Annotated in this window: 22 protein-coding genes; 14 read left to right on the top strand and 8 right to left on the bottom strand. The window is 52.3% G+C overall.

Features of this window, described 5'->3' with window-relative positions:
- Positions 1-165 precede the first annotated feature (165 nt).
- Positions 166-1,761 (top strand): ABC-F family ATPase, encoded by a 1,596-nt coding sequence (locus K0H81_RS11465; RefSeq protein WP_011865475.1) that lies wholly within the window; start codon positions 166-168, stop codon positions 1,759-1,761.
- 121 nt (positions 1,762-1,882) lie between these two features.
- Here K0H81_RS11465 and K0H81_RS11460 read toward each other — a convergent pair whose 3' ends face one another.
- From K0H81_RS11460 to K0H81_RS11450, 3 genes are all read right to left on the bottom strand, one after another.
- A complete protein-coding gene (locus K0H81_RS11460; RefSeq protein ID WP_220058413.1) occupies positions 1,883-3,244 on the bottom strand; it encodes a leucyl aminopeptidase family protein in 1,362 nt (453 codons plus the stop codon).
- Positions 3,245-3,316: 72 nt separating this feature from the next.
- Positions 3,317-3,745: an LETM1 domain-containing protein gene (locus K0H81_RS11455; RefSeq protein ID WP_011865477.1), complete on the bottom strand. Its 429-nt coding sequence runs from the start codon at positions 3,743-3,745 to the stop codon at positions 3,317-3,319.
- Between the two features lie 59 nt (positions 3,746-3,804).
- Positions 3,805-4,362, bottom strand: a complete 558-nt coding sequence (locus tag K0H81_RS11450; protein WP_144198860.1) for a TetR/AcrR family transcriptional regulator — start codon at positions 4,360-4,362, stop codon at positions 3,805-3,807.
- Positions 4,363-4,490: 128 nt separating this feature from the next.
- Between K0H81_RS11450 and K0H81_RS11445 the strand changes: the two genes are divergently transcribed.
- Both K0H81_RS11445 and K0H81_RS11440 read left to right on the top strand, forming a co-directional pair.
- Positions 4,491-4,961 carry an HPP family protein gene (locus K0H81_RS11445; protein WP_011865479.1) on the top strand — a complete coding sequence of 157 codons (471 nt, stop codon included), beginning with the start codon at positions 4,491-4,493 and terminating at the stop codon, positions 4,959-4,961.
- 203 nt (positions 4,962-5,164) lie between these two features.
- Positions 5,165-6,655 carry a sensor domain-containing diguanylate cyclase gene (locus K0H81_RS11440; RefSeq protein ID WP_220058412.1) on the top strand — a complete coding sequence of 497 codons (1,491 nt, stop codon included), beginning with the start codon at positions 5,165-5,167 and terminating at the stop codon, positions 6,653-6,655.
- A gap of 43 nt (positions 6,656-6,698) precedes the next feature.
- On the opposite strand, the gene K0H81_RS11435 is transcribed toward K0H81_RS11440, so the two are convergent.
- From K0H81_RS11435 to K0H81_RS11425, 3 genes are read right to left on the bottom strand one after another with little or no spacing between them, the layout of a single operon-like run.
- Positions 6,699-7,469, bottom strand: coding sequence for a ribonuclease H family protein (locus tag K0H81_RS11435; RefSeq protein ID WP_220058411.1), 771 nt, complete (start codon positions 7,467-7,469; stop codon positions 6,699-6,701).
- A 31-nt stretch (positions 7,470-7,500) separates the two neighbouring features.
- Positions 7,501-8,076 (bottom strand): DUF1415 domain-containing protein, encoded by a 576-nt coding sequence (locus K0H81_RS11430; RefSeq protein ID WP_220058410.1) that lies wholly within the window; start codon positions 8,074-8,076, stop codon positions 7,501-7,503.
- A gap of 32 nt (positions 8,077-8,108) precedes the next feature.
- A complete protein-coding gene (locus K0H81_RS11425; protein WP_220058409.1) occupies positions 8,109-8,705 on the bottom strand; it encodes a LysE family translocator in 597 nt (198 codons plus the stop codon).
- A 342-nt stretch (positions 8,706-9,047) separates the two neighbouring features.
- On the opposite strand from K0H81_RS11425, the gene K0H81_RS11420 reads away from it, so the two are divergent.
- The 3 genes from K0H81_RS11420 to K0H81_RS11410 all read left to right on the top strand — a co-directional run bounded on the left by K0H81_RS11420 (position 9,048) and on the right by K0H81_RS11410 (position 13,772).
- Positions 9,048-11,942: a M9 family metallopeptidase gene (locus tag K0H81_RS11420; protein WP_258406275.1), complete on the top strand. Its 2,895-nt coding sequence runs from the start codon at positions 9,048-9,050 to the stop codon at positions 11,940-11,942.
- A gap of 340 nt (positions 11,943-12,282) precedes the next feature.
- Positions 12,283-12,948: a DUF4136 domain-containing protein gene (locus K0H81_RS11415; RefSeq protein WP_220058408.1), complete on the top strand. Its 666-nt coding sequence runs from the start codon at positions 12,283-12,285 to the stop codon at positions 12,946-12,948.
- Positions 12,949-13,253: 305 nt separating this feature from the next.
- Positions 13,254-13,772: a DUF2541 family protein gene (locus K0H81_RS11410; protein WP_220058407.1), complete on the top strand. Its 519-nt coding sequence runs from the start codon at positions 13,254-13,256 to the stop codon at positions 13,770-13,772.
- 191 nt (positions 13,773-13,963) lie between these two features.
- On the opposite strand, the gene K0H81_RS11405 is transcribed toward K0H81_RS11410, so the two are convergent.
- Both K0H81_RS11405 and K0H81_RS11400 read right to left on the bottom strand, forming a co-directional pair.
- A complete protein-coding gene (locus K0H81_RS11405; RefSeq protein WP_220058406.1) occupies positions 13,964-16,096 on the bottom strand; it encodes a TonB-dependent receptor in 2,133 nt (710 codons plus the stop codon).
- A gap of 414 nt (positions 16,097-16,510) precedes the next feature.
- Complete coding sequence (locus K0H81_RS11400) at positions 16,511-17,332, bottom strand: DUF2797 domain-containing protein (RefSeq protein WP_220058405.1); 822 nt, start codon at positions 17,330-17,332, stop codon at positions 16,511-16,513.
- A 799-nt stretch (positions 17,333-18,131) separates the two neighbouring features.
- Between K0H81_RS11400 and K0H81_RS11395 the strand changes: the two genes are divergently transcribed.
- The 8 genes from K0H81_RS11395 to K0H81_RS11360 all read left to right on the top strand — a co-directional run bounded on the left by K0H81_RS11395 (position 18,132) and on the right by K0H81_RS11360 (position 21,909).
- Positions 18,132-18,812, top strand: coding sequence for a hypothetical protein (locus K0H81_RS11395; RefSeq protein WP_220058404.1), 681 nt, complete (start codon positions 18,132-18,134; stop codon positions 18,810-18,812).
- Complete coding sequence (locus K0H81_RS11390) at positions 18,805-19,236, top strand: immunity protein CdiI family protein (RefSeq protein ID WP_220058403.1); 432 nt, start codon at positions 18,805-18,807, stop codon at positions 19,234-19,236. Before K0H81_RS11395 ends, K0H81_RS11390 begins: the two co-directional genes overlap by 8 nt.
- A 107-nt stretch (positions 19,237-19,343) precedes the next feature.
- Positions 19,344-19,643, top strand: coding sequence for a hypothetical protein (locus tag K0H81_RS11385; RefSeq protein WP_220058402.1), 300 nt, complete (start codon positions 19,344-19,346; stop codon positions 19,641-19,643).
- Between the two features lie 85 nt (positions 19,644-19,728).
- Positions 19,729-20,115, top strand: coding sequence for a hypothetical protein (locus tag K0H81_RS11380; RefSeq protein WP_220058401.1), 387 nt, complete (start codon positions 19,729-19,731; stop codon positions 20,113-20,115).
- Positions 20,116-20,165: 50 nt separating this feature from the next.
- Positions 20,166-20,495 carry a hypothetical protein gene (locus tag K0H81_RS11375; RefSeq protein ID WP_220058400.1) on the top strand — a complete coding sequence of 110 codons (330 nt, stop codon included), beginning with the start codon at positions 20,166-20,168 and terminating at the stop codon, positions 20,493-20,495.
- A 90-nt stretch (positions 20,496-20,585) separates the two neighbouring features.
- Entirely contained in the window at positions 20,586-20,915 is a 330-nt protein-coding gene (locus K0H81_RS11370) for a hypothetical protein (RefSeq protein ID WP_220058399.1), read from the top strand.
- Positions 20,916-21,000: 85 nt separating this feature from the next.
- Entirely contained in the window at positions 21,001-21,405 is a 405-nt protein-coding gene (locus tag K0H81_RS11365; protein ID WP_220058398.1) for a hypothetical protein, read from the top strand.
- A gap of 93 nt (positions 21,406-21,498) precedes the next feature.
- Positions 21,499-21,909, top strand: coding sequence for a hypothetical protein (locus K0H81_RS11360; protein WP_220058397.1), 411 nt, complete (start codon positions 21,499-21,501; stop codon positions 21,907-21,909).
- Positions 21,910-21,973: the final 64 nt, after the last annotated feature.

Genomic DNA, 21,973 nt, shown 5'->3' with positions numbered 1-21,973 from the left:
AGTTGCTAAAATCCCCCAAAGTGGCTATAGTAGCGCGCTTTAAAATATCCCTTTAGCGCAGTTTTTCATCAGCTTGTCATCGGCAGCCGATAGGGTGTTTGTTGAGTAAGCTACTAGACTCAAACAGGCGTCACTTCGCTTAACTACTATTTTCGGAATTTCACATTGATCACGACAGCTAACATCACCATGCAGTTTGGCTCTAAGCCGCTGTTTGAAAACATCTCAGTAAAATTTGGCGGCGGTAACCGTTACGGCCTTATCGGTGCCAACGGTTGTGGTAAATCAACCTTCATGAAGATCCTCGGCGGCGAACTCGAGCCAACATCGGGCAACGTCTCTCTGGACGTGAACGAGCGTCTGGGTAAGTTGAGCCAGAACCAGTTTGGTTACGAAGAGTTTAACGTGGTCGATACCGTGATCATGGGCCACACTGAGCTGTGGAAGGTGAAACAAGAACGTGACCGCATCTATTCGTTACCTGAGATGAGCGAAGAAGATGGCATCAAGGTGGCCGAGCTGGAGATGGAATTTGCCGAGATGGACGGTTACACCGCAGAAAGCCGCGCCGGCGAGCTGCTGCTGGGGGTGGGTATTCCACTGGAGCAACACTTCGGTCTGATGAGCGAAATCGCTCCAGGCTTCAAGCTGCGTGTGCTGCTGGCCCAGGCGCTATTTAGCGATCCAGATGTACTGCTGCTCGACGAACCCACCAACAACTTGGATATCGACACCATCCGCTGGCTGCAAGAGATGCTTAACCAGCGTAACAGCACAATGATCATCATCTCGCACGACAGATACTTCCTCAACTCTGTCTGTACCCATATGGCGGATCTCGACTATGGTGAGCTGCGTGTTTATCCGGGTAACTATGATGAATACATGACGGCAGCGAGCCAGGCACGCGAGCGTCTACTGTCTGATAACGCCAAGAAGAAGGCGCAGATCGCTGAGCTACAAGGCTTCGTGGCGCGCTTCTCGGCCAACGCCTCTAAGGCGAAGCAGGCGACCTCTCGTGCCAAGCAAATAGAGAAGATCAAGCTGGAAGAGGTTAAGGCCTCAAGCCGCGTCAACCCCTTCATCCGTTTCGAGCAGGAGAAGAAGCTGTTCCGTAACGCCTTGGTGGTTGAGGAGCTGTCTAAGGGTTATGACGACGGTCCACTGTTCAAAGACTTTAACCTGATCGCCGAAGTGGGCGAGCGCATCGCGGTACTGGGTGAGAACGGTGTGGGTAAGACCACCATGCTGCGTACCCTGATCCACGATATCCCGCAAGATACAGGTACCATTCAGTGGTCTGAAAACTCGGCCATCGGCTATTACGCGCAGGATCATGAATCGGATTTCGAAAACGACATGACACTGTTTGATTGGATGAGTCAGTGGCGTAAACCAGAAGATGACGATCAGAGCGTGCGTGGTTACCTCGGTCGTATGCTGTTTAGCTCTGACGATATTAAGAAGTCGGTACGTGTACTCTCAGGTGGTGAGAAGGGCCGTATGCTGTTTGGTAAGCTTATCATGCAAAAGCCTAACATTCTGGTGATGGATGAGCCGACCAACCACTTGGATATGGAATCGATTGAGTCGCTCAACAACGCGCTGGAGATGTATGAAGGCACCTTGATCTTCGTCAGTCACGACCGCGCCTTCGTATCGTCACTGGCCACCCGCATCATAGAGATCACCCCACAGGGCGTGAACGACTTCAAGGGTACCTATGATGAGTTCCTGCGCAGCAAAGGCGTAGAAGAATAAGCGATTAGGTATCTTGCCTAATAAAAAGCCCAAGTGATTAAACACTTGGGCTTTTTTTATCGCCTGACTTTTTTATCGTCCGACTTTTTTAACGTCTAACTCTCGTTTAACGAAACCGTCGTTACTTGGCGAAACGATTTGCCAGATAATCGAACACGGCGCGAATGCCGAAGGCTTCGCCGCCGATAGGGCGGCCAGGTAGCTTACGGGTATTCCAGGCCATGACGTCGAAGTGGGTCCAGCTGATCTCCTCATCGACGAAGGCTTCCAGATAGAGGGCCGCCGTGATGGCGCCGCCGAAGGGCACCTTGCCACAGTTGGCTAAGTCGGCGATATCGCTGCCGGTCAGGTCAAAGTAAGGCTTGTGCAGTGGCATGCGCCACACGGGATCTTCAACCGTCAGGCCAGAGGCGGTGATGCCGGCGGCAACTTCGTCGTCGTTGCTGAAGAAGCCAGGCAGTTCTGTGCCCAGGGCGATGCGCATGGCGCCTGTCAGGGTAGCAAAATCGATCAGCAGCTCAGGCTTGTCGCTGTTGGCTTCGGCCAGGGCGTCACACAGCACCAGACGGCCTTCGGCGTCCGTGTTGTCAATCTCAACCGTGAGGCCCTTGCGGGTGGTGATCACATCACCCGGGCGGAAGGCATTGGCCGAGACGGCGTTTTCCACCGCTGGCACCAATACGCGCAGGCGTACCGGCAGCTCGGCGGCCATGATCTGATGGGCTAAGCCGATAACATGAGCGGCGCCGCCCATATCTTTCTTCATCAGGCGCATGCCGGCGCCAGGCTTAAGATCCAGTCCACCCGAGTCGAAACAGACCCCTTTACCCACCAGGGTGACCTTAGGCGCGTCTTCATCGCCCCAGGTGAGATCGATCAGGCGCGGCGCATTATGGCTGGCGCGGCCAACCATGTGGATAGTAGGGTAGTTGTGGGTCAGCAGGTCGTCACCGACGATCTGAGTGACCTTGGCGCCAAACTCGCTTGCCAGTGACTCCATGGTCTCGCCCAGGTGCTGAGGCATCATGTCGGCGGCAGGGGTGTTGACCAGATCGCGCACGATAGAGACAGAGCGCGCCATCTTGAGTGTCTGCTCAACCAGCTCGGCATCGCGGAGCACCAGCTGAGGGTAGACCTTGTCATTGGCCTTATAACGGTCGAACTTGTAGGCACCTAAGGCCCAGCTAAAGGCCGCCAGCTTACAGGTCTGGGCATCGGCCTCCAGCAAGTATTGGCCGGCCGGTAGTTCGTTAACCAGATCGCCACACACCCAGTGGGAGTCTTTGTCGTCGCTCACATAGAGCACCTGGCTGAGGTTGCCGTCAGTGCCTGGGATCAGGCTGAGGCCCTTGCCCTTGTATTGGGTGCTGCCTAGCCAGTTTTGAACCGGTTTATCCTGGCCGTTTAGCCAATCGTTATAGTCATTTGCCGCGAGTAGCGTCAGTGGGATCCCTTCGGAACCAGAGAGGAGTAGTTGAGTCATTGGGCATCATCTTGTTGAGGTCAAAATTCAGCTTAGATTAGCATGTCAACCCCTCGGGGTGAAAGCGGCGCATCATTCATTGCTGGCTTTTTCAACAGCGTCCAGGGCGCGCTTATTGGCACGGGCTTCACGGCTCAGCTGAGCCTTGCGTTCGGAGAGATTATTGAAGGAGCTGGGCAGCACCTCGACGCCGACCAACTTACCCAGTTTTACCACCACAGGAATGGTGATGGGGGCAAAGGGCAGCACGGCAAACACCCCAAGGCCCAGGCCTTTGATCAGATCCGCCAGCTGCTGGTTGGCCAGCCGTAGCTCTTCCTTGCTGGCCTGCTTGCGGGTGTAACGACCATAGGCGACCAGCATATCCTTGGTCTCCTGTTTCTCCTGGGCCAGGGCATCTTTGAGCACCAACATGTCACGTTTTAAACGTAGACCGAAGCGGCGTCGACTGATGCGCAGCACCCTGAAGGGGGCCTTATGTAATTTACGATAAATTTTCATGGCGCGATTGTCTCATAAGCCCAGCGCAAGACCTATCTTTTCCTGACACTCTTTTTGCCTTAAATGAGGCTGGGTGCAAGACGTTGCAGCAGGGTCAGGCTGCGAAGGGCGGCGCCTTTATCCTGGCTCACCATGGCCGAAACGATGGCACCTTCTTTCATCAGGCAGATAAGGTCTAACAGGGCTTCGTTTGGCTGGGAAAGGCGCCTGCCAATCAAGTCTCGAACCGCCTGTTTATGAAACTTGGCGAAGCGCGATACCTGACAGCGGCAGTCGCCACATTCGATGGCGGAGTTGATAAATAGGCAGCCGTGAAACTGACTCAGCTCAGGTACCCGGTCGTTAAACCAGTCATCCAGTGCGCTAAACAGCGCATCGATCACGCCAAGATCGTCCTGAGCTGGCGTAAGACGCTCCTCCAGCCAGTGGATGAAGATCTGGTGACGGGTTTCGAGCACCGCCACTATCAGGGCTTCCTTGCTGCTGAAGTGATGATACAGGGTCTTCTTGGCGACTCCGGAGACCTTAAGCACCTCGTTGATCCCCACAAGATTGATGCCCCGCTCGGTGAAGAGGGAGAGGGCGGTATCGATTAGCAACTGTCTCTTATCTGTCATCTTAGCCTCGCTTTTTTTATATCTTGACATCGGTAGACCAAGTTGTCTACTCTTGCGGGTAGACAGACTTGTCTACATAAAATTCGTCTACATAAGGCTTGTCTATATAAGGGAGTTAAGAGATCAAGATGAATAAACTGGCATTTGCGTTAATCTCCGGCCTGGGCGCCGCCTTGGCCATCGGCCTGTTATCCTTTGCAGAAACCCTGCAGTCGGACATTGTGCTGCTCATGGTGCCTTTCGGTGCCACCGCGGTATTGGTGTTTGGGGTGCCGGACAGCCCCCTGGCCCAGCCGAAGAACGTGATCTTCGGTCATCTGCTGACCTGCGCGATCGGCCTCTATTTCGTTCACTATGTCGGGGTGAGCCCCTTGACCCTGGCGATCGCGACCGGGCTTGCGGTCAGCGGCATGCTGCTCACCAAGACCACCCATCCACCGGCGGGCGCCACGCCGCTGTTGGTGATGTTAACCGGGCAGGATTGGAGTTTTCTGGTTTCCCCCGTGTTGTCCGGCGCCCTGATCATAGTGCTTGTGGGTAAACTGATCGCCCTGATGCACAAACGCCTGGAGCGGCAGCAGCGCGCGGCGCTGGATTAGATCATCCTCTAAGCTAGGGTAAGGTACAACTTTTGTGCGTAATTTCAGTAGGCTAGATTGGTATAGGCTATACTTTTCATTTGGTCATGGGTAAGCGATTTGGCTTAGACCTCTATAGCTGGATGTAAACTGGACTTGGTTGAAGTCGCCCCTTACCCATGAGCTCGTCAGCGCAGGCCGCTCGGCAAAAGGATGAAGAGTGAATGCACCACCCATTTAAGCCGTTCAAAATCTATAGTCTGGCCATCTTATATGTCGTCTTTCTGGTGGGCGCCTTCTCCATCTTGATGGCCAGCATCAATCAGTCTCAGCGTGACTGGAAGCGTCACACCTATGAGGCGCTGGAGAAGACCGCCTATTTCAACGACGCCATGGTGGCCCTGGGTTATGGCGGCTTTATCCACGACTTTAAGAATGCGGTGATCCGCCAGGATTTAAGCTATCTCAGACGGGCGGAAGCCGAGATAGAGCTGGGATTAGACTCGCTGCAGAAGTACCAGCAACGAGCGCCCGAGCATACCGCCGAGGTGCGGGCTATTCAGTCTGTGGTCAGCCAATATCGCCATAATCTGCCAAGGCTCAGGCAGATGCTGGAGGAGAAGCAGCCGATAGCGGAAATCGACCAAGTGGTCCTGGTCGACGATACCCCGGCCATCGAGGCGATAGAGGCCATACTCTCCAGCCATGCCCAGAGCCCCAGCAGCCTATTCGAGCAGGCCGACAGCGCCCATCAGCGGGTGAATCATATGCTGCTGGTGATCCTCTGCGCCCTGGTGTTGGTGAGCATCTTAGTGTTTAGCTTTATCCGTTATGTGAATAAACGCTTGGCGATCAAACTCAAGGATCTCGAGGTGATCTTCCGCTGCGCCCCCAATGCCATCTTCTCGGTGAACGAACATGGCACCATCATCTCCGCCAATCGTGAGACCATGCGCCTGTTTGGCTTCTCCGAGAGGGCGCTCAACAAGATCAATGTCGACGACCTGGTGCCCAGCGCCACCAAGGAGAAGCACAAGAAGCTGCGCCTCGAGTTTCAAAAATCCGACCGGGTGCAGCCCATGTCCCAGCGCAACACCATCTTCTACGGCAAGAAGCTTAACGGCGACGTGTTTCCCGCTAGCATCTCTATCGCTACCTATGGGGTGGGGGATGAGAAGCACAGCATCGTGGTGATCAAAGATCTCAGCGATGAGATGCAGTACAAGTCCCAGGCCAATACCGATCCCCTGACTAAGGTCGCCAACCGCCGCGCCATCAACCGCCAGCTGGCGGCGGCCATCAGCCGTAGCAATCGTCAGCAGACCCCGCTTGCGGTGTGTATCTTCGATATCGATCACTTCAAGGCGGTTAACGATAAACATGGCCATCTGGTGGGCGACGATGTGTTGCAGCGGGTGGCCAAGATCTTCAGCGACGCCATTCGTAAGACAGACTTCGTTGGCCGCTGGGGGGGCGAGGAGTTTGTGATCATCCTGGAAGACACAGACAAAGAGGGTGCCAAGCATTTTGCCGACAAGCTCAGGCAGGAGGTGAAGCGCCGCAGCCAGGGGATAGATTTCCCCGTGGCCATAACTTTAAGCGCTGGTGTCTCTGTCTATTGTCAGGATGACAAGCAAGATTGCCTGTTCAACCATGCCGATCAGGCCCTCTACCGCGCCAAGGAGAGCGGCCGCGACTGCGTGGTAGTGATATAACGCGGCTAATCTAACTCTCTGTCATAAAAAGTGATGTAAAAGCTTATCCTGCCCGCATCGCCAATAGGGCTGGAACATCCAAGGGCTGCTGATAGCGGCTAAAGCCGGTTTCCTTGCTCTCTATGGTGTAGATAGACATGCGATCGGCCAGCTCGTTGCCCTCAATCCCTACGTGGGCTGCCACATGGCTGAGTTTTAGCTTATCCTTCAGGCTATCGTACAGCTCATGGGCCTCTTGGATCACGCTTAAGTTCGCTATCTCCCCCGTCTTACGGCGCCAGCCATTAGCCTTCCAGCCATAGGCCCATAGGGAGATACACTTGATGGCATATTGGGAGTCGCTGTGAATATGCACGCTAAGCCCCTGCTCAAGGTATTGCCTGGCCATCAAGAGCGCCTGATGCAGGGCATTTAACTCGGCGGTATTGTTGGTGCCATTGGGGTTGTAGAGTCCATACCAGAGCTCGGCTAACTCGCCTTTTTTATACAGCGCCAGACCAGCACCCGCCTCACCTGGGTTGGGCTCACAGCCGCCATCGGTATAGATATCGACATCGCTGTCTGGCTGCTCGCTAGCGGCGGGCTTGCTTGGCTTGGATGCCGCTGGTTTAGCCTTGCTGTTAGCGCCCTTGCTTGTATTGCCGGCGGCGGATTGGCCTTTACCAGCACCAAAGGCGGCCTCGGCTTCGGCCTGGGTCTTAAACGATTTATAACGCGCGCCGGCAAAGCCATCGACCAGAGCCTTGGTCTGGGGCCAATTGGTAAAGATGCCGGTCTCGCGTCCTGCCCACACCACATAATATTTGCTTGCCATCTGTCTCTCCCTCTTGGATTTTGCGCCTGGGTCAGTCGTCTTGCTTGCAGCTTTGCAACAGCTTGACGAAGAAGGCCTCACCCTTACGCTCGGCAAAGGCGATATTGCGCTCGGGGATCGACTCGGGATCCTCATAGTCGGCTAAGGCGCGCTCCATGCTGGCCTCGCGTATGATATGCAAGGTGGGATAGGGGGCGCGGTTGGTGTAGTTGGCGGCGCTGTCTTGTGGTTCGCCATCGAAGCAGTAGTCGGGGTGGAAGCTGGCCAATTGAAACACTCCCTCGAAGCCCTGATCGATAAGCAGCGCGTTGGCGATATCCACCAGATCCAGATAGTGATAAAAGCCTTCGAAGCCTCGCGGCAGGATAAACAGTGTGGTCTCGGTTTGCGGATGCTCCTCGAGATAGTGGCACTCGTCGATCAGCGCGTTTAATACGGCTTCTAGCTGATGTTGTTCCACCACCTTGTAGCGTATGCTGTTGCGCTCCACTTCCCGGCGGGCGAAGGGGCAGATGTTGTACTTCATGATCACCTTTTCGACCCAATTCTGGGTGGCTAAGGCGACGCCTCTTTCTTCGGCGTTGTGATTGCGCTCAGTCGCTGTCACGGCTGCTCCCTATGATGCGGTTTTTGTGTGGGTTATTGAGGAGCGATCATAGGGATGATAGAGGCCACAAGCAAGAGCGCCATGGCGATGTTAAAGGCTTTTTGCTGACCCTGATGCTTAAGTAGCCGCTTGAGCGCCACGCCGAAGCCGAGCCATACCAGGGCGCAGGGCAGGGCGACGCTGAAGAAGACGCTGGCAATGGTGAGCACCTGAGGCGTTAGCGGCTTGTCCATCACGGTGAAGGTGGCGATGGCGCCGACGGCCATGATCCAGCCCTTAGGGTTGACCCACTGAAAGGCCGCAGCTTGCAGGAAGGAGAGAGGCTTTGCCGTCTGTTTGCCCTCCATGCGGCTGCTGCTGTTGGCGATCAACCAAGCCAGGTAGAGCAGGTAGGCGATGCCGACATACTTGATGATAAGGTGCAGCAGGGGATAGGCCTGAAACACGGCGCTCAGTCCAAGGCCGATCGCCAGCACCATGCAGGGAAAGCCGATGCAGATCCCCGCCAGGTGGGGCAGGCTCAGGCGGATGCCAAAGTTTACCCCAGAGGTCATCAACATGATGTTGTTGGGCCCGGGGGTGATCCCCGAGGAAAAGGCAAATAGGGCGATGGCGAAAACCAGTTCCATTAACGGCGTGTCTCTAAGGTGTTTAGTCGAAGCGCTATGATCTCAAGGCTTGTCTCTGCTGACCAGCAAATTTTTTTATTTCCGAAATTTCGCGATAACTTACTGTAAAAATTAATTTTGTCAGATTATCTCTGTGGTAATTTGCACATTCCTAATGTAAATCTCCTGCCGAGCACTTGCAATAATATATTGTATAAAATATAACGGTATTGCCATAAATTGTTAACTCTGGGTTAACAAGGATGTGCTAATCGCTCGATATAACGCCTCAGAGAAGGCGAACCGGGCTAATTCAACCTGAGTAATGAGCGGCCTTTATGGTCGTTCGGTCTGGAGACCAATATGACAAATAAAACATTAGGCGGCGCTGGCCGCTTTACCCCAACGGCGCTGGCCTTGGCCTGCTCGCTGCTGGCGACTCCGCTCGTGCTGCATGCCCAAGATGTTCAGCCACAAGGCATGCCGGCAAAGGATGTAAAGGGCCCGCTTTCGATAAAAGCCGCACCGCCGACGAAAGCCGCGCCGCCAACCCAGCTGGCACCTGCCCAGAAGATGAAGCCGTCTACCGACAAGGCCGCAGCGAGTTCTCGATTCGACAAGTCTGCGCGCAAGCCTATAGGGGCACGTGATGCGGAGCAGGGCGAAGGCGTGAGGCCTGAGAAGCGTGATAGCAAATTGGAGAAGGGGAGCAAGGGACAATCGGCGCTGCCTGGCATGAAGGGCAATCAAGGCGCGACCGGGCCAGCGGCCGAGGCGGATGCCTGTAACGGTTACAGCCAGTTCGACAGCCTGAGCGGCCAGGCGCTGTACGATTTTGTTCGCCAGGCGGAGTTTTCCTGTATCTCCGAGCTCTATTCTCGCAACGATGCCACCGCGGTCAAGGTGTATCAGGCCGATAACGTGGTGGCCGTGGCGAATCTGGCCAAGGCAACGGCAGCAAGTTACGACAGCAGTACCGGCAGCGAGCTGTTTAACCTGTTCTACTTCCTGCGCGGCGCCTTCTACATAGAGTATTACAACGATGATCTCAGCTATGGTGACAGCCGCGCCAGCGATGCCATGCGTGAGCTGCTGCTGGAATATGCCAAGAACCCGGCCTTTAACAGCCTGAGCGACATGCAGGGCAACACACTGCAGGAGTATTTCATCGCCTGGGACAGCTCCTACAACTACTATGATTCGGTGGCCGTGATCACCGATTATCTGAATCAGTTTAGCGAGCAGCATCTGGCCTCCTGGTACCACAGAAGCGCGCTGACCAAGGCGCTCACCACCCTGTATCGCGGCAACTGGGATGAAAAATATACCAAGGCGTCGATGGAGTATGATGCCCTGCGCGCCGCCTTGCTTAAGGTGGCGACCTCGGACTACATCATCAACTCAGAGTATGCCTTCGAGTCCTCGGATGCCTTTCACGAGTTTGGCCGTTTCTACGAGTATCAGGCCTACTGGAAACTACCAGATAGCCTGAAAACGGCCCTCAACGGCGGCGTGCAGCAATATATGGCCAAGTTTAACCGTCTGTCTAAGCAGTGGGTGGATGCGGCCGGTTATCTGGATTACTACAACCCTGGCCAGTGCGACAGCTTCGGCATCTGCGGCTGGGAGGACGAGGTGGAAGTCAGTGTGCTTGCTATCCACTACAGCTGTTCGGACACCATCAAGATCCGCGCTCAGCAGCTGACGGATCAGGAGCTGCAGGCCTCTTGCGATCTCATGGGTGAGGAAGAGGGGCTGTTCCATCAGATCCTGGCAACCGGCGGCGAGCCAGTGGCGGACGACTACAACGAAGATCTGCAGGTCAATATCTTCGACAGCTATGACGACTATGATGTCTACGCGGGCATCATCTTCGGCATCAACACTGACAACGGCGGCATGTATCTGGAAGGCACGCCGTCGGATCCCGACAACCAGGCACGTTTTATCGCCCACGAGGCCACTTGGACCGACGACATTCTGGTGTGGAACCTGAGACACGAATATGTGCACTACTTAGATGGTCGCTTCAATCTTTACGGCGCCTTTAACTACTTCGACGTCGACACAGGTAAATCTGTGTGGTGGGCCGAGGGCCTCGCCGAATATATCTCCCATCAGAATCGCTACGATGAGGCGGTCGATATCGGCCGCAGCCAGGAATTTAGCCTGAGCGAGATCTTGTCTAACACCTATGACAGCGGTACCGACAGGGTCTATCGCTGGGGCTATCTGGCGGTGCGCTTCCTGTTCGAGCAGCACAGAAGCGATGTGGACGCTCTGTTAGTTCACGCCCGCGCCGGTGATACCTCGGCCTGGCTCAGCTATATCGACAACACTATCGGTACGAACTATGACGCAGAGTGGAACAGCTGGCTGCTGACGGTGACTAGTAACGATACGCCGCTCGACGGTGGCATAGTGACCCCGGTCGACAGCGATGGCGACGGGGTGATCGACAGCGAAGATGCCTTCCCCAACGATCCGACCGAGTGGGCGGACGAGAATGGTAACGGTATCGGCGATAACGCCGATGCGGCCAATGGTGGTGGGCAGACGGGGAACTGCGGCGCGGCAACCATCAGCGACGGCAATATTACCCAGGAGCAGGCCGAGTGTGTGGCCGGCACAGGGGTGAACTACTACTACACCTATGTCGAGCAGGATAATACTCAGCTCTATATCAGCACCACGGGTGGTGAGGGCGATCTGGATATCTACTTTAACCAGCAGACCTGGGCGAGCCCGAGCGAATATGAGGTGAAGTCACAAAATAGCGGCAACGAGGAGCTGATCAGCGTGGTCGCCAATCGTGGTTGGGTCTATCTCTCGACGGTAGCCGTGACGCCATTTGAGGGCGTTAGCCTCAAGATCAGCCAGAGCGCCGACACTACGCCGGATAACGGTTCGCCTCAGGTGGCGGATGCCTGCCTAAGCCAAAGCCCTTATAGCTATGGCGGGGTAGAATTTGGTCAGGCTGTGTGTGTAGCCGACGGCCATTCCAGCTACTACTTCTATGTGCCGGCCAATACGGCGGCTATCGAGATCAACACCGCCCATGGTAGCGGCGATCTGAACCTCTACGCCAACGCAGCGACCTGGGCGAGCCCGACGGCTTATCAGTTTAAATCGGAAAACGTCGGTAACGGTGAGCAGATCCGCGTCGTTTCACCCGCCGAAGGCTGGTTCTATGTTAGCGCCGATGGCGCGCCCTCAAGCAGTGGCGCCAGTTTGCTGGTTACCCTGGAGAGCAACTAGGCACTTAGCATTTAACTAAGTTGCACTAAGTTGCGCTAATTGTTCTTAGTTTCTCTAAGCTAAAAACGTCGGTATCTTGCCGACGTTTTTTTATCTGTCTCATTCACCTCTTACTCGCTCATCTTCTTTTATCTTCTTTCATCTTCTCTCATGGCTGCTGGCTTTGGTCATTCGTTTTGATCATTGTTTTTGGCCGTCGTCGTATCAGCTAGCAAGATGATTGTTAAGGTTTTGTCAGCCTAGGTTCATGATCTTTCGCTTATACTTTGTCCAATCCGATACATGGTCCAATCCGACTATCTCTGTGAAGGATGATTCCTAATAAGGACGAGGAGCCGAAATGAAATCTAGCCTGCTAAAACTGAGCCAGAACTTGGGTCTTAATTTGGGCCTCAACTTGGGGCTAAAAATGGGGCTGGGCCTGTTGCTGATAACCGGCGTCACCGCCTGCAGCGTGACTCAGGAGGAGCCGCTGCAATTGTCGATGGCGCCCGAGGATCGTCTGACTCTGGTAGCCAGCGGTGATTTGAGCTTCATACAGGGGCAAGCTAGCCAAGATGCACAGGCGTTTGCCCTGCACCCAGATTTCGAGCTACTCAATGTGGGGCAAGAGGTGAAGCCGGAACAGCTAAAGTCCCGCATGCGCGGCGCCATCACCGCCGTGATGCAGGCCAAGGGTTATCGACAGGTGCCGGCATCGGATTCGCCAGATCTCTTGATCGGCTATGGCGTAGCCCTCGGCGATACCATGAGCGATGGTGAGATCCTGCAGAAAGTCGGACTAGTGCCGGGCGTCTCGGCCCAAGGGGTGGACATGCGCCGCTTCGAGAAAGGCTCTGTGTTGCTTCTGGTGTTCGACCCTAGATTGATGGAGCCTAGCTGGCGGGTGTTGGCTCAGGGATTTACCCCGTTAAATCAAGACAGTACCCTGGCGGCGCAGCAGGCCGACGAGAGGCTTGCGCGGGTGATCAATAAGATGCTCAGCGAGCTGCCGCAAACCCCTTAATCAGTCTTAGCCAGAAGCTCGTAAGGCTGTGTTCGCGCACACTTATAGTCATCTGATTGGCCGAAGCCGAGAGGATTTACTAGGGCTTACTAGGGTTTGATAGGGTTCATGGGGCTTAGTAGGAAGGATTAAGCTTTACTAGAAGATTGAGCTTTACTAGAAGATTAAGCTTTACTAGACGTTAGTTGGATTATTACCGGCCTGCGTGTTCACTAAATTGAGTGCAGAAAATGTGAGCGCACCAAGCAGCGGTGAAGTTGGTCCCAGGCCTATAGCAAGTCATTTATCAGATAAGGAGTATCGCCATGTTGTCATCTTTTAAACATCATCTCTCACGGGTTATCGGCATTAAGCCTTTGCCCTTGCTCGGCTCGTTCTTGATGGGCTTGTTCTTGATGGGCTTAGTACTGCTAACGCCGCTGACGGCCAACCGGGCGCTGGCGTCCGAGTGGCGTGAGCTCGCCCAGAAGACGGTCGACTATAAGGCCGAGGTGGATAAGGTTAAGCTGGGGCGCAAGGAGCAGAACCTTACCAGTATTAAACTCAGGTGCGATCAGGGCACGGTTAACCTAAAACAGATCGAGCTCTTCATGAGCGATGGCGAGTCGAAGAAGGTGGATAATCTCGGTGTCTTGACCAAGGGGCTGTCGAGCCGCGCCATCACAGTGCCTAAGAGCGCGGGGCATCTTGAGCGTATCGAGCTGGCCTACGACAGTGTCGGCAGTCAGGCGCTAGGGTTAGCCGGGGTTGCCAAGAAGGGCAAGATCACTGTGCTAGGCAAGGAAAAAGCGAGCGATAAAGAGCAAGCGAGCGACAAAGACTAGTGTAGTGAGAAAGCTAAGCTACTAACACTAAGCTACTAACACGTAAGAAAATACAGGCATTAGCGTATGCTCTAATATGTTCACTAACGTATTCTTGCTAACACACGCTTGCTAACACACGCTCGCTAAATCGCTAACGCATGAGTCGGAAAAAGGCGCCGCCGGGTAACTGGGCGGCGCTCTTGTACCGGTTAGAAACGTGTCTTCACGCCAAGGTTGATGGTGGTGCCAAGACCCTTGGTGTTGTAGCCCGCATAGGTAAAGGCCTGTGAACGCGCCGAGTAGTAATCTTCATTCAACAGGTTTTCTACCCCTAGGCTAAACTGCCAGTTATCCAGCTGATAGCTGCTGCTGAGGTTCACCAGGTTGTAGTGACTTACCGGCCCCTGGGCGCCCACATACTGGCCATCGACCGTCTCGAAGCGCTTGCGATCGCCCACATACAGGTAGTTAATGGCGATGTTGGCATCGTCGATCGGCTGCCAGTTGATCGAGGCGGTAAACTTAGGCGCCGAGATCACCTGGCCATCTAAGTAGATATCCTTCTTCGTGTCCTTACCCTCGACCCAGCTGTAGCTGATGTCTGTGGCGAGATTATCCAGCCATTGGTAGGCCAGCTGCGCCTCATACCCCCAGATCTTCTGCGGTGCACGCACCGGCATGTAAACCCCGGTCGCGGCGTCATAGGCGTTGCTGGTGCCCAGCTCTGAGGTGCTGCGATACGCCGCCAGCTCATAGCTTAGCTTGTCATAGTGGCCCGAGAAGCCCACCTCATAGTTGTCGACGATCGACGCCTCTGTCTGGATCAGCGAGATATCATTAACCGTGGCCGTGCGCAGCAGGCGGCCAAGATCTGAGATGTCCGCCCCCTGTGAGAAGCTGGCAAACGGGCTAAAGGCGTCGGCTAGTTGATAGCGCAGGCCCAGATTATAGGTGGTGGAGGTGAAGTTAAGCTCGCCGCCCTTAACGTCGAAGGGTACAGAGCAGGTGTCGGCGCTGCGGCACACCTTGAGGGTCTTGTAATCGTCTATGGTGATATCGACTCTGTCGTGGCGCACGCCGGCTTTGATAATCCAGTCATCATGAATGGTCAACTTGGTTTGTAGATAACCCGCCAGGTTGCTCATGTCCATCTCGGGTACCCAGATTCGGCCATCGTTTAGCGGCTGCGAGCTGACATCGTTCAGGGCATCGATTCCATAGATGAAGCTGGCCGACACATTGTCCCAGTCGGCGTAGCTGTTGAGGTTGACTCGCAGGCCGCGCTTCTCTGAGCGGATCAGCGATTGGCCGCCATCATAGCCTTCGCTGGGGTTGGCCAGCGCGGCTGAGTAGAAGAACATGTTTTCGATCTTCTGGTAATAGGCGTCCAAGGTGAGCTGTGTCTGGTTGAAGATCTCCTGATCTGTGTATTTCAGCATCAGGTTGTGGTTGCCTCGCGGCCCCTGTGGTACGCCCGGCTTAGGTTCACTGCTCTTGATGGCGTAGGTTTTCTCGCCGCTGTTGACGCTGCCGGTAACATCCATGAGATCGGCGTTTTGCTGCGCCTCATAGTAGTTGTAGGTCAGCTGCACCTGCTTCTCGCTGTCAAACTCATAGGCCAGCTTAGTGAACAGGTTTTGCGACTTGGTTTCCGACAGGCCGTAGATCAAGCCAATGATATCGCCCTCGGCGTCATATTCGAGGCCTGTTTCCTCCTCGGCGGCGCTGACCACATAGCTGAACTTATCCAGGGTACCGTCCACGCTGGCGTGGTAGCGGTAACCTGCGCTGTCTTCAAACTTGACCGCACTGAATTTACTCGAGGCGCCCAGCTCAAAGCTGGCCTTGGTATCGCTGCTTGGGGTCTTGGTGATGTAGTTGATGATCCCTCCCGAGGCGCCGTTGCCATAGATGGAGGTTGCACCCTTGATCACCTCGATGCGCTCAATCGCGCTGGGATCGATAGAGCGAATGCCCAGGCTGCCGTTTCTCAGCGGGGTAGACTGAGGTACGCCGTCGATCATCACCAGTGCTTTACGGCCACGCAGTGTCTGACCGGCATTACTCGAGGTGCCTGTGCTGGGGGCCATGCCCGGCACGCGAAACGCCAGCATGTTCTGTAGTTCAGAGGTGATCAACATATCCTGCGCCAGGGTCTTGTTGTCGATCAGGGTCACCGAAGAGGGCACCTCCTCGATGCTTTCGGCGCTGCGGCTACCGGTGACAATAATGCGTTCTATGCTGGCATCGGCGGCGACGGCCGTTTGACTCATTAGCCCAAGACAGAAGAGGCTAGTGTAGAGGGCCAAAGGTGATCTCTTTAAAGGAAGGTGAGCGGGCATCAAGTTATCCTAAGGTTAAGTACGAAAAAAGGTTGAACAATAATTTGATGCGAATGATATAGATTATCATTCAAGTTTGCTCGGGATTTACATATGTTACATTTTTGTGTCGGCTAGGCTGGTGTTTGGACTCGCGTTTGGCGTCGCGATTTGATTTGGCTGTTTGCTGTTTGCTGTTTGCTGTTTGCTGTTGCTTCAGCTGAAGTGTTAGCTGTGGGGAAGGGGGACGGCAGTGCTGTAAGTGACATTGCTTTAAGCTGAGGGGCGGCGTTTTAACACCCTGAATTTGCATAAAGAAACTGCACCAGAGCTTATAGAAAAATTTACATTAGATTGGCGATGAAAGAACCTGCATACCTTAGGCATGCAGGCGAGGGTATGCAGGTGCGGGCATCTTAGTCACGAAATCTTAGGTCACTCGGCCTCGAAGCTGACCTCGTAGGCGGTAAATTTACGCAGGTTGATCACTCCTGTGTCGAAGATCAGGTATTGCCCCTTGATCCCCAGTAGGGTGCCGCTTACAACCGGATCCTTATCGAAGTTGTGGGAGGCTATCTTGGTGGGGAACTCGCTCACCGGATAGTCGATGGCCACTATCTCTTCATTCAACCGCTCGATGGCGTATTCGCCATGGGCCATCGCCAGGCTGTGAATGTGCTGCTCAATCTGCGGCAGCAGCTCTTCGGCATGTTGTTTCAGCGGTAAAGGGTCGGCATTACCCTTCAGCATGGCACGCCAGTTGGTCTTGTCGGCGATCATCTTGGCCAGCTCCACCTCGATAAGGCCAGACAGCTGACGGCTGGAGACCTTAAGGATAGGCAGGCCTTGGGTCGCACCCTGATCTATCCAGCGGGTCGGCAGCTGTGTATGGCGGGTGATGCCCACCTTGAGCCCCGAGGTGTTGGAGAGGTAGACATAATGGGGCACGAAACAGTTGGCCTCGCCCCACTCGGGCTCGCGGCAGGTACCCTCTGCAAAGTGGCAGGTCTCGGGTTTCATGATGCACATATCGCAGCTCGCCAGCTTCTTCATGCAGACGAAGCAGTGGCCCTGGGAGTAGCTCTTCTTGGTCTTCTTGCCGCAGTTGCAGCAGAAGATGTTACCGGTATGGACCAGTTTGATACTGCTACCGATAAAGGGGTTAAGTTCGACTTCATTGTCGCCCACAAGTAGGTGATAACTGGCCAGGCCCTGCTCATCGAGCCCGGTACGCATTTTTCTCAAGGTTCCTTGCATGACACTCTCAATTGCGTTGGAGTCATACGCCGCGGCGCCGACTCTTCGTGAATTTGTGACGAGTGTATCAGTTAACGGGGGCAAGGTGAAAATGGTGTTGGCAGCATCGAGGTGCTGCCATGGGGATGAGAGGGGTATTTTTTTGCTTGATTAGCATTTGGCGACGTGGTCATTTATTAAATGAGTTGAAGGTCGTACCGTCATGGCAACCTATCACCTGCGGTGGGCTTATGTGCAGATACGCCTGTGACACGCTGTGCGCCATCCCTGGCCGCTCTGCGGTTTCATCCCTGAAACCGAAGGTCACCGGCGTATCTACACTCGGTATCCAACGTCTCTTCGATTTGGCGGTATTGGTGCATTTAAGACGTGAAAGCTAACTGATTTTTGCCCCGAAGTGAGTTGTTGGTCAGCCAGTAAATCGCAAACTTACTACTCAACAATTTTTTATCTAAGTCCTGTTTGTGCGATTCACCACAAGAAGTCGAAACTGGACAGATACACGTCATATTTAAATTATGTGACTTTTGGGTGATTTTAAGCCTAAATCCGTGCGCGTTTTGCCGTTATTGATAATATAACTCCCTTTAAGATCAGATGATTGCGTTCCTTGTTAAGTAGATAATAGGTTTGGAAAACGCGCATGCGCGTTTTTCTAGATGGTATATTTAGCAAAATGCTGATAAGTTCATTGTATACAGATAGTTAACTGTGCGCGTTTTCACTGGTCCAACGAGGTAAACGCGCATGCGCACTAATAAAATGTTCTATTGCTGATGAAGCTTGGAGATGAATCGAAGTGGGTGTATGGGGTGTAAATGTCGAAGATAGTGATTCGTTTGCTGATGTTTACGATGGTTTCTTTGATATCTATAACAATGGCGCGGGTCCAGAGTACGCTAGCTCAGAAGTTAAAGAATCATTTTCTGAATATTTCGAAGACTACGAAGATTCAAATAACTCTTGGTTCGCCTTGGCTTATGCTCAATGGGAAACAAAATGTCTAGAACAGAGCGTGTATGAAAAAGTCCGTTCTATCATAACTAGCGGAAGTGATTTAAAGCTTTGGGAAGAGCTAGGAGCCTCCAAAGAAGACATAAAGAATCGGAAAATCGCACTAGATTCGTTTCTCAAAGAAATCTCCTCTGAGAGGAAAACGAAGAAAAGACGTAAGAAGCCAAAACACGATTTTCGAACCAATAAATTAGTTGAACTTGTTGCCCCTGACAATCACAAAGTCTTTACGGTAACTGAGGAGTTTAGCGATGGTAAATACATTCATACATCTGCGCTAATGATGTGGGCTACAGGTGGCGGCTCCGTTTTCTACTTCAGTAAAGAAGGCGCACAAGTTAGCGCAGAGTGGCAAGGTTCGCAGAAATTAGTGATTACCACAGAACACGGCATCGAGTTTTCAAAGAAAGATGATTCTGCATTTTTCTGCGGTGACCAAGTGGATGTGACCTACCGTTGTGAGTAGCACAATAGAACAAGCGGCTCCACCGGACAAATTTTATTGTCACCTTTTTTGTACCAAAAAAGCCGCCAACAAAATTTGCTCGGTGAGCCGGGCGTTATATGCCGTGAGTATGACTTCGATTAAAGTGATGATCGATTACCATTGTTTTCCTTTGTGGCACTATGGAGCTGATGAAGTAGGTGAGATTGACCCAACATCATTGCCAATTTCAAAAGAGCTATCTTCGTCGCTGATGGAGTGGGCGGCAGAATATGATGCAACTTTAAATGAAGATGATCCCGCTAGCTCAGGTTTCTTGTCATCTTTGGCAGAAGCCGATTTTATTGAGAAAGGCCTCAAGTTGGCTCATGAACTCAAATCTGTGCTTGTAAACGTTGAGGTTTATTATTATCACGAAGGAATGGGGCGAGATGTTCGCATATAACAAGTTGCCTAAGTTCGCCGCAAAAGGCGCGGCAGGGACAAATACTCACTGGGCTTTGCCCAACAACGTTCGCATTTGCCCCTTGGCAAAGCGATAAGAGGCAAGCAATGTCAGAACTAGATCGGCTTGTTGGTTCAACCTTGCTTAGCTTAAAGCAAGAGAACGAATATCTAGTCAGCAAGTTTAGCTGTGGCATTGTTTGCGCGTACAACCCTGCAACTGTTACTGGAGAAAACAATAGCCTTATTAATCAGGTAGTCCAATCTGTAAGCTACCAACAGGGGGCATCATTTGGCATCATTTTGGAAGGCGGCGAAAAAATAGTTATATCGCTGAGAGATTGTGATTATTCGGAACCTGAAGCTTTTTGGGCAAAATTTAACTGTGGGGCAATTGTAGTTGAGTAAGCCTCTTAACAAGTCAAGGCAGCAACGCCACTGCGTGGCTGGACGCGCTAACGCGCGCCGCTGCTTTGGGCGTTATGAGCCTTAAATGAAATTTCTAATTTTTATAACTCTTTTCATCTCGCAGGTCTCATTTGCATGCGTGATTGGTCCAAAACAGCTAGAAGTCTCAGAAAATCACGGATTCAGAGTTATGATTAGAGACGCTACGCTTTGTGAAGATTGTAAAGAGGTACAAATTGTCGCACCGAATGAGTTCAAGGGTATGCCATACTATTCTGGGACGTATTCAATTTTTGCAGATGGCAACCTGATATCTAAGACTGCTCAGGTCAACAAATTAGAAAATGAGTTGCCGGAATTTATCGCTGCTATTAAAAGCGATAAATATGAATTTAAAGTGACTTTTAGTTACGGCAATAGCCGGTGCACTTCATATGAGTTCAAATATAAAAGCGAGCCAGAAGGCTCATAACAAGAGGCTCAAGGCATTGCGCTCCTTAGCCTAGGCGTTAAAAGGCATATATGGAATTTGAGTTTATTTTCAAGGAAAGAAAATTTTTGTGTTATCTCAATTGGTACGATTGGGCTCATGGTATCGGAGTCAAAGCAAGCTTTACCGAAGAAGCTCGTCAGATTGGTGCGATACAATTTCTTTGTGATAAATCAAATGAACATTTTGAAGACCTCATTAGTCTTTCAAAAGCACAAATTTTCGATGCATTAGCAACAGCTCTTGTAAATAACAGGTTAGACTCATCAATTCAAAGTATGATTGAATGGCAAAAAGCAGTTAATGCCAATGGCTTTGACAAAGCTTCACCAATAATCAGCCAACTTTCAAATGCCTTTTAACAAGTTGCTCAAGTTTACTTCGCCTGCCATGGCAGGCTCCGTGGGACTGGCACGTGGCGCCAGTCCCTTAGCAAAGCGTTATGTAGCACTATGAAATCAGCGTTATTTTTAGCCTCAATGTTTCTTTCACTCGTTTGTGTCGCAGGTGATGTGGAATTTATGCTTAGTAGTAACGAACAAGGAACTGTGCATTTAGTTACCGTGTTTGGTGCTGAGCAGTCAGAGGCAGACCTTACCAAACGGTGGAATGAGAAAGTCCAAAGCTTATGTCCTACCGGGGTAAGTAAAATTGAGCCAAGCGATAAACCTCTATTCAGGCAAAAGAGTTGTGGTGATGCTGTAGAGGTCATGGACGGTAAGCAGAAGTGCGAGGAGATTCAGGCACATGTATTTGGTAAGGTTATCTGCAATGCTATATAACAAGGCGCATCACTCGCTCCCTTTGGTCGCGGGGACGTCAAACGCTAACGCGTTTTTCCGTCCGTGTGCTTTGCGTTAAATGTCCATGAAAATGCACAGTACACTTGAAAAATGGCTCGCAGAGCTAGAAGAGACCGTGATTCTCACTTCAGATGAAATAAATGAAGAAGCTAGATGCAATATGGTTTCATTTGGGTTTAATGAAGACTTGCTCCAAGAATGGGGTAAAGAGTCAGTGAATCAGTTTATAGATTGTTGTGCAGACATCTACCAGAGAAAGAGCGGTGGTCTCAATATGGTTTTCTATTCATGGTTTGATGAGCAGGCGGGCCAAATCCGAATATCGGCTGTAAGTCAAACACATGGTAAATTGCCTTTCGGCTGTGACCTGAAATTATCTGAATTGATGCAGGTAGTTGATGGCATTTTCTCCAACAATTCAGGTTTGTACACAAAAGATGCTTTGGATGTCTGGTGTCAAAAGATTTAACAAGGCCAGACTCGGCGACGGCTTTTCCGTTGCGGCTTAACCTTCACTACAAAACCGCGCGTGCTGGCGGCGTTATACACTAAGAGCATCGACATGAAGCCTGAAAACTTTTTTAGAATTGCGATGCTGAAGATTGAGCATTGTAGAGCCAACGTTGATAACACCCAACTACTATGGGGTGATGAAGTTACGCTGTTTAATCAGCTTTCTGCTGAAGAGTTTGAACAAGCTGCGTTGAAATATATCAATGAGAACACGGTCGCTGATGATGAAGCTCTTGGAGCTGCAATTTTTGCTCTGGGTAAGTCACACGACCGACAGTTTTATCCCGTTTATTTGGAAGTCATTCGAGCGCTCATCAATAGCGACATTAATGCATGCTACCAAGCTGCTATTGCCATAGAAAATTTTGGTGAGCAAGTTTTGTTTAGTGCGGATTTGTTCACTTCCCCTGAGGTAGTTAAATCAAGGTTAGCGGAGCATTTGGTCAAAAATGGTATATAACCAGCCAAGACAGCATTGCCTGTAGGCAGGAGTCATTAACGCGCGCAGTTGCTTGAAATGTTAA

It is taken from the genome of Shewanella halotolerans (genome assembly GCF_019457535.1).
GTDB lineage: Bacteria > Pseudomonadota > Gammaproteobacteria > Enterobacterales > Shewanellaceae > Shewanella > Shewanella halotolerans.
This window is presented reverse-complemented; position numbering and strand designations above follow the sequence as displayed.

Bases quoted from the DNA above. Each gene is read 5' to 3' on its own strand.
- K0H81_RS11460 (WP_220058413.1), bottom strand. From the start codon at position 3,244: ATGACTCAACTACTCCTCTCTGGTTCCGAAGGGATCCCACTGACGCTA.
- K0H81_RS11455 (WP_011865477.1), bottom strand. From the start codon at position 3,745: ATGAAAATTTATCGTAAATTACATAAGGCCCCCTTCAGGGTGCTGCGC.
- K0H81_RS11450 (WP_144198860.1), bottom strand. From the start codon at position 4,362: ATGACAGATAAGAGACAGTTGCTAATCGATACCGCCCTCTCCCTCTTC.
- K0H81_RS11445 (WP_011865479.1), top strand. From the start codon at position 4,491: ATGAATAAACTGGCATTTGCGTTAATCTCCGGCCTGGGCGCCGCCTTG.
- K0H81_RS11440 (WP_220058412.1), top strand. From the start codon at position 5,165: ATGCACCACCCATTTAAGCCGTTCAAAATCTATAGTCTGGCCATCTTA.
- K0H81_RS11435 (WP_220058411.1), bottom strand. From the start codon at position 7,469: ATGGCAAGCAAATATTATGTGGTGTGGGCAGGACGCGAGACCGGCATC.
- K0H81_RS11425 (WP_220058409.1), bottom strand. From the start codon at position 8,705: ATGGAACTGGTTTTCGCCATCGCCCTATTTGCCTTTTCCTCGGGGATC.
- K0H81_RS11420 (WP_258406275.1), top strand. From the start codon at position 9,048: ATGACAAATAAAACATTAGGCGGCGCTGGCCGCTTTACCCCAACGGCG.
- K0H81_RS11415 (WP_220058408.1), top strand. From the start codon at position 12,283: ATGAAATCTAGCCTGCTAAAACTGAGCCAGAACTTGGGTCTTAATTTG.
- K0H81_RS11410 (WP_220058407.1), top strand. From the start codon at position 13,254: ATGTTGTCATCTTTTAAACATCATCTCTCACGGGTTATCGGCATTAAG.
- K0H81_RS11405 (WP_220058406.1), bottom strand. From the start codon at position 16,096: ATGCCCGCTCACCTTCCTTTAAAGAGATCACCTTTGGCCCTCTACACT.
- K0H81_RS11400 (WP_220058405.1), bottom strand. From the start codon at position 17,332: ATGCAAGGAACCTTGAGAAAAATGCGTACCGGGCTCGATGAGCAGGGC.
- K0H81_RS11385 (WP_220058402.1), top strand. From the start codon at position 19,344: ATGTCAGAACTAGATCGGCTTGTTGGTTCAACCTTGCTTAGCTTAAAG.
- K0H81_RS11380 (WP_220058401.1), top strand. From the start codon at position 19,729: ATGAAATTTCTAATTTTTATAACTCTTTTCATCTCGCAGGTCTCATTT.
- K0H81_RS11375 (WP_220058400.1), top strand. From the start codon at position 20,166: ATGGAATTTGAGTTTATTTTCAAGGAAAGAAAATTTTTGTGTTATCTC.
- K0H81_RS11370 (WP_220058399.1), top strand. From the start codon at position 20,586: ATGAAATCAGCGTTATTTTTAGCCTCAATGTTTCTTTCACTCGTTTGT.
- K0H81_RS11365 (WP_220058398.1), top strand. From the start codon at position 21,001: ATGAAAATGCACAGTACACTTGAAAAATGGCTCGCAGAGCTAGAAGAG.
- K0H81_RS11360 (WP_220058397.1), top strand. From the start codon at position 21,499: ATGAAGCCTGAAAACTTTTTTAGAATTGCGATGCTGAAGATTGAGCAT.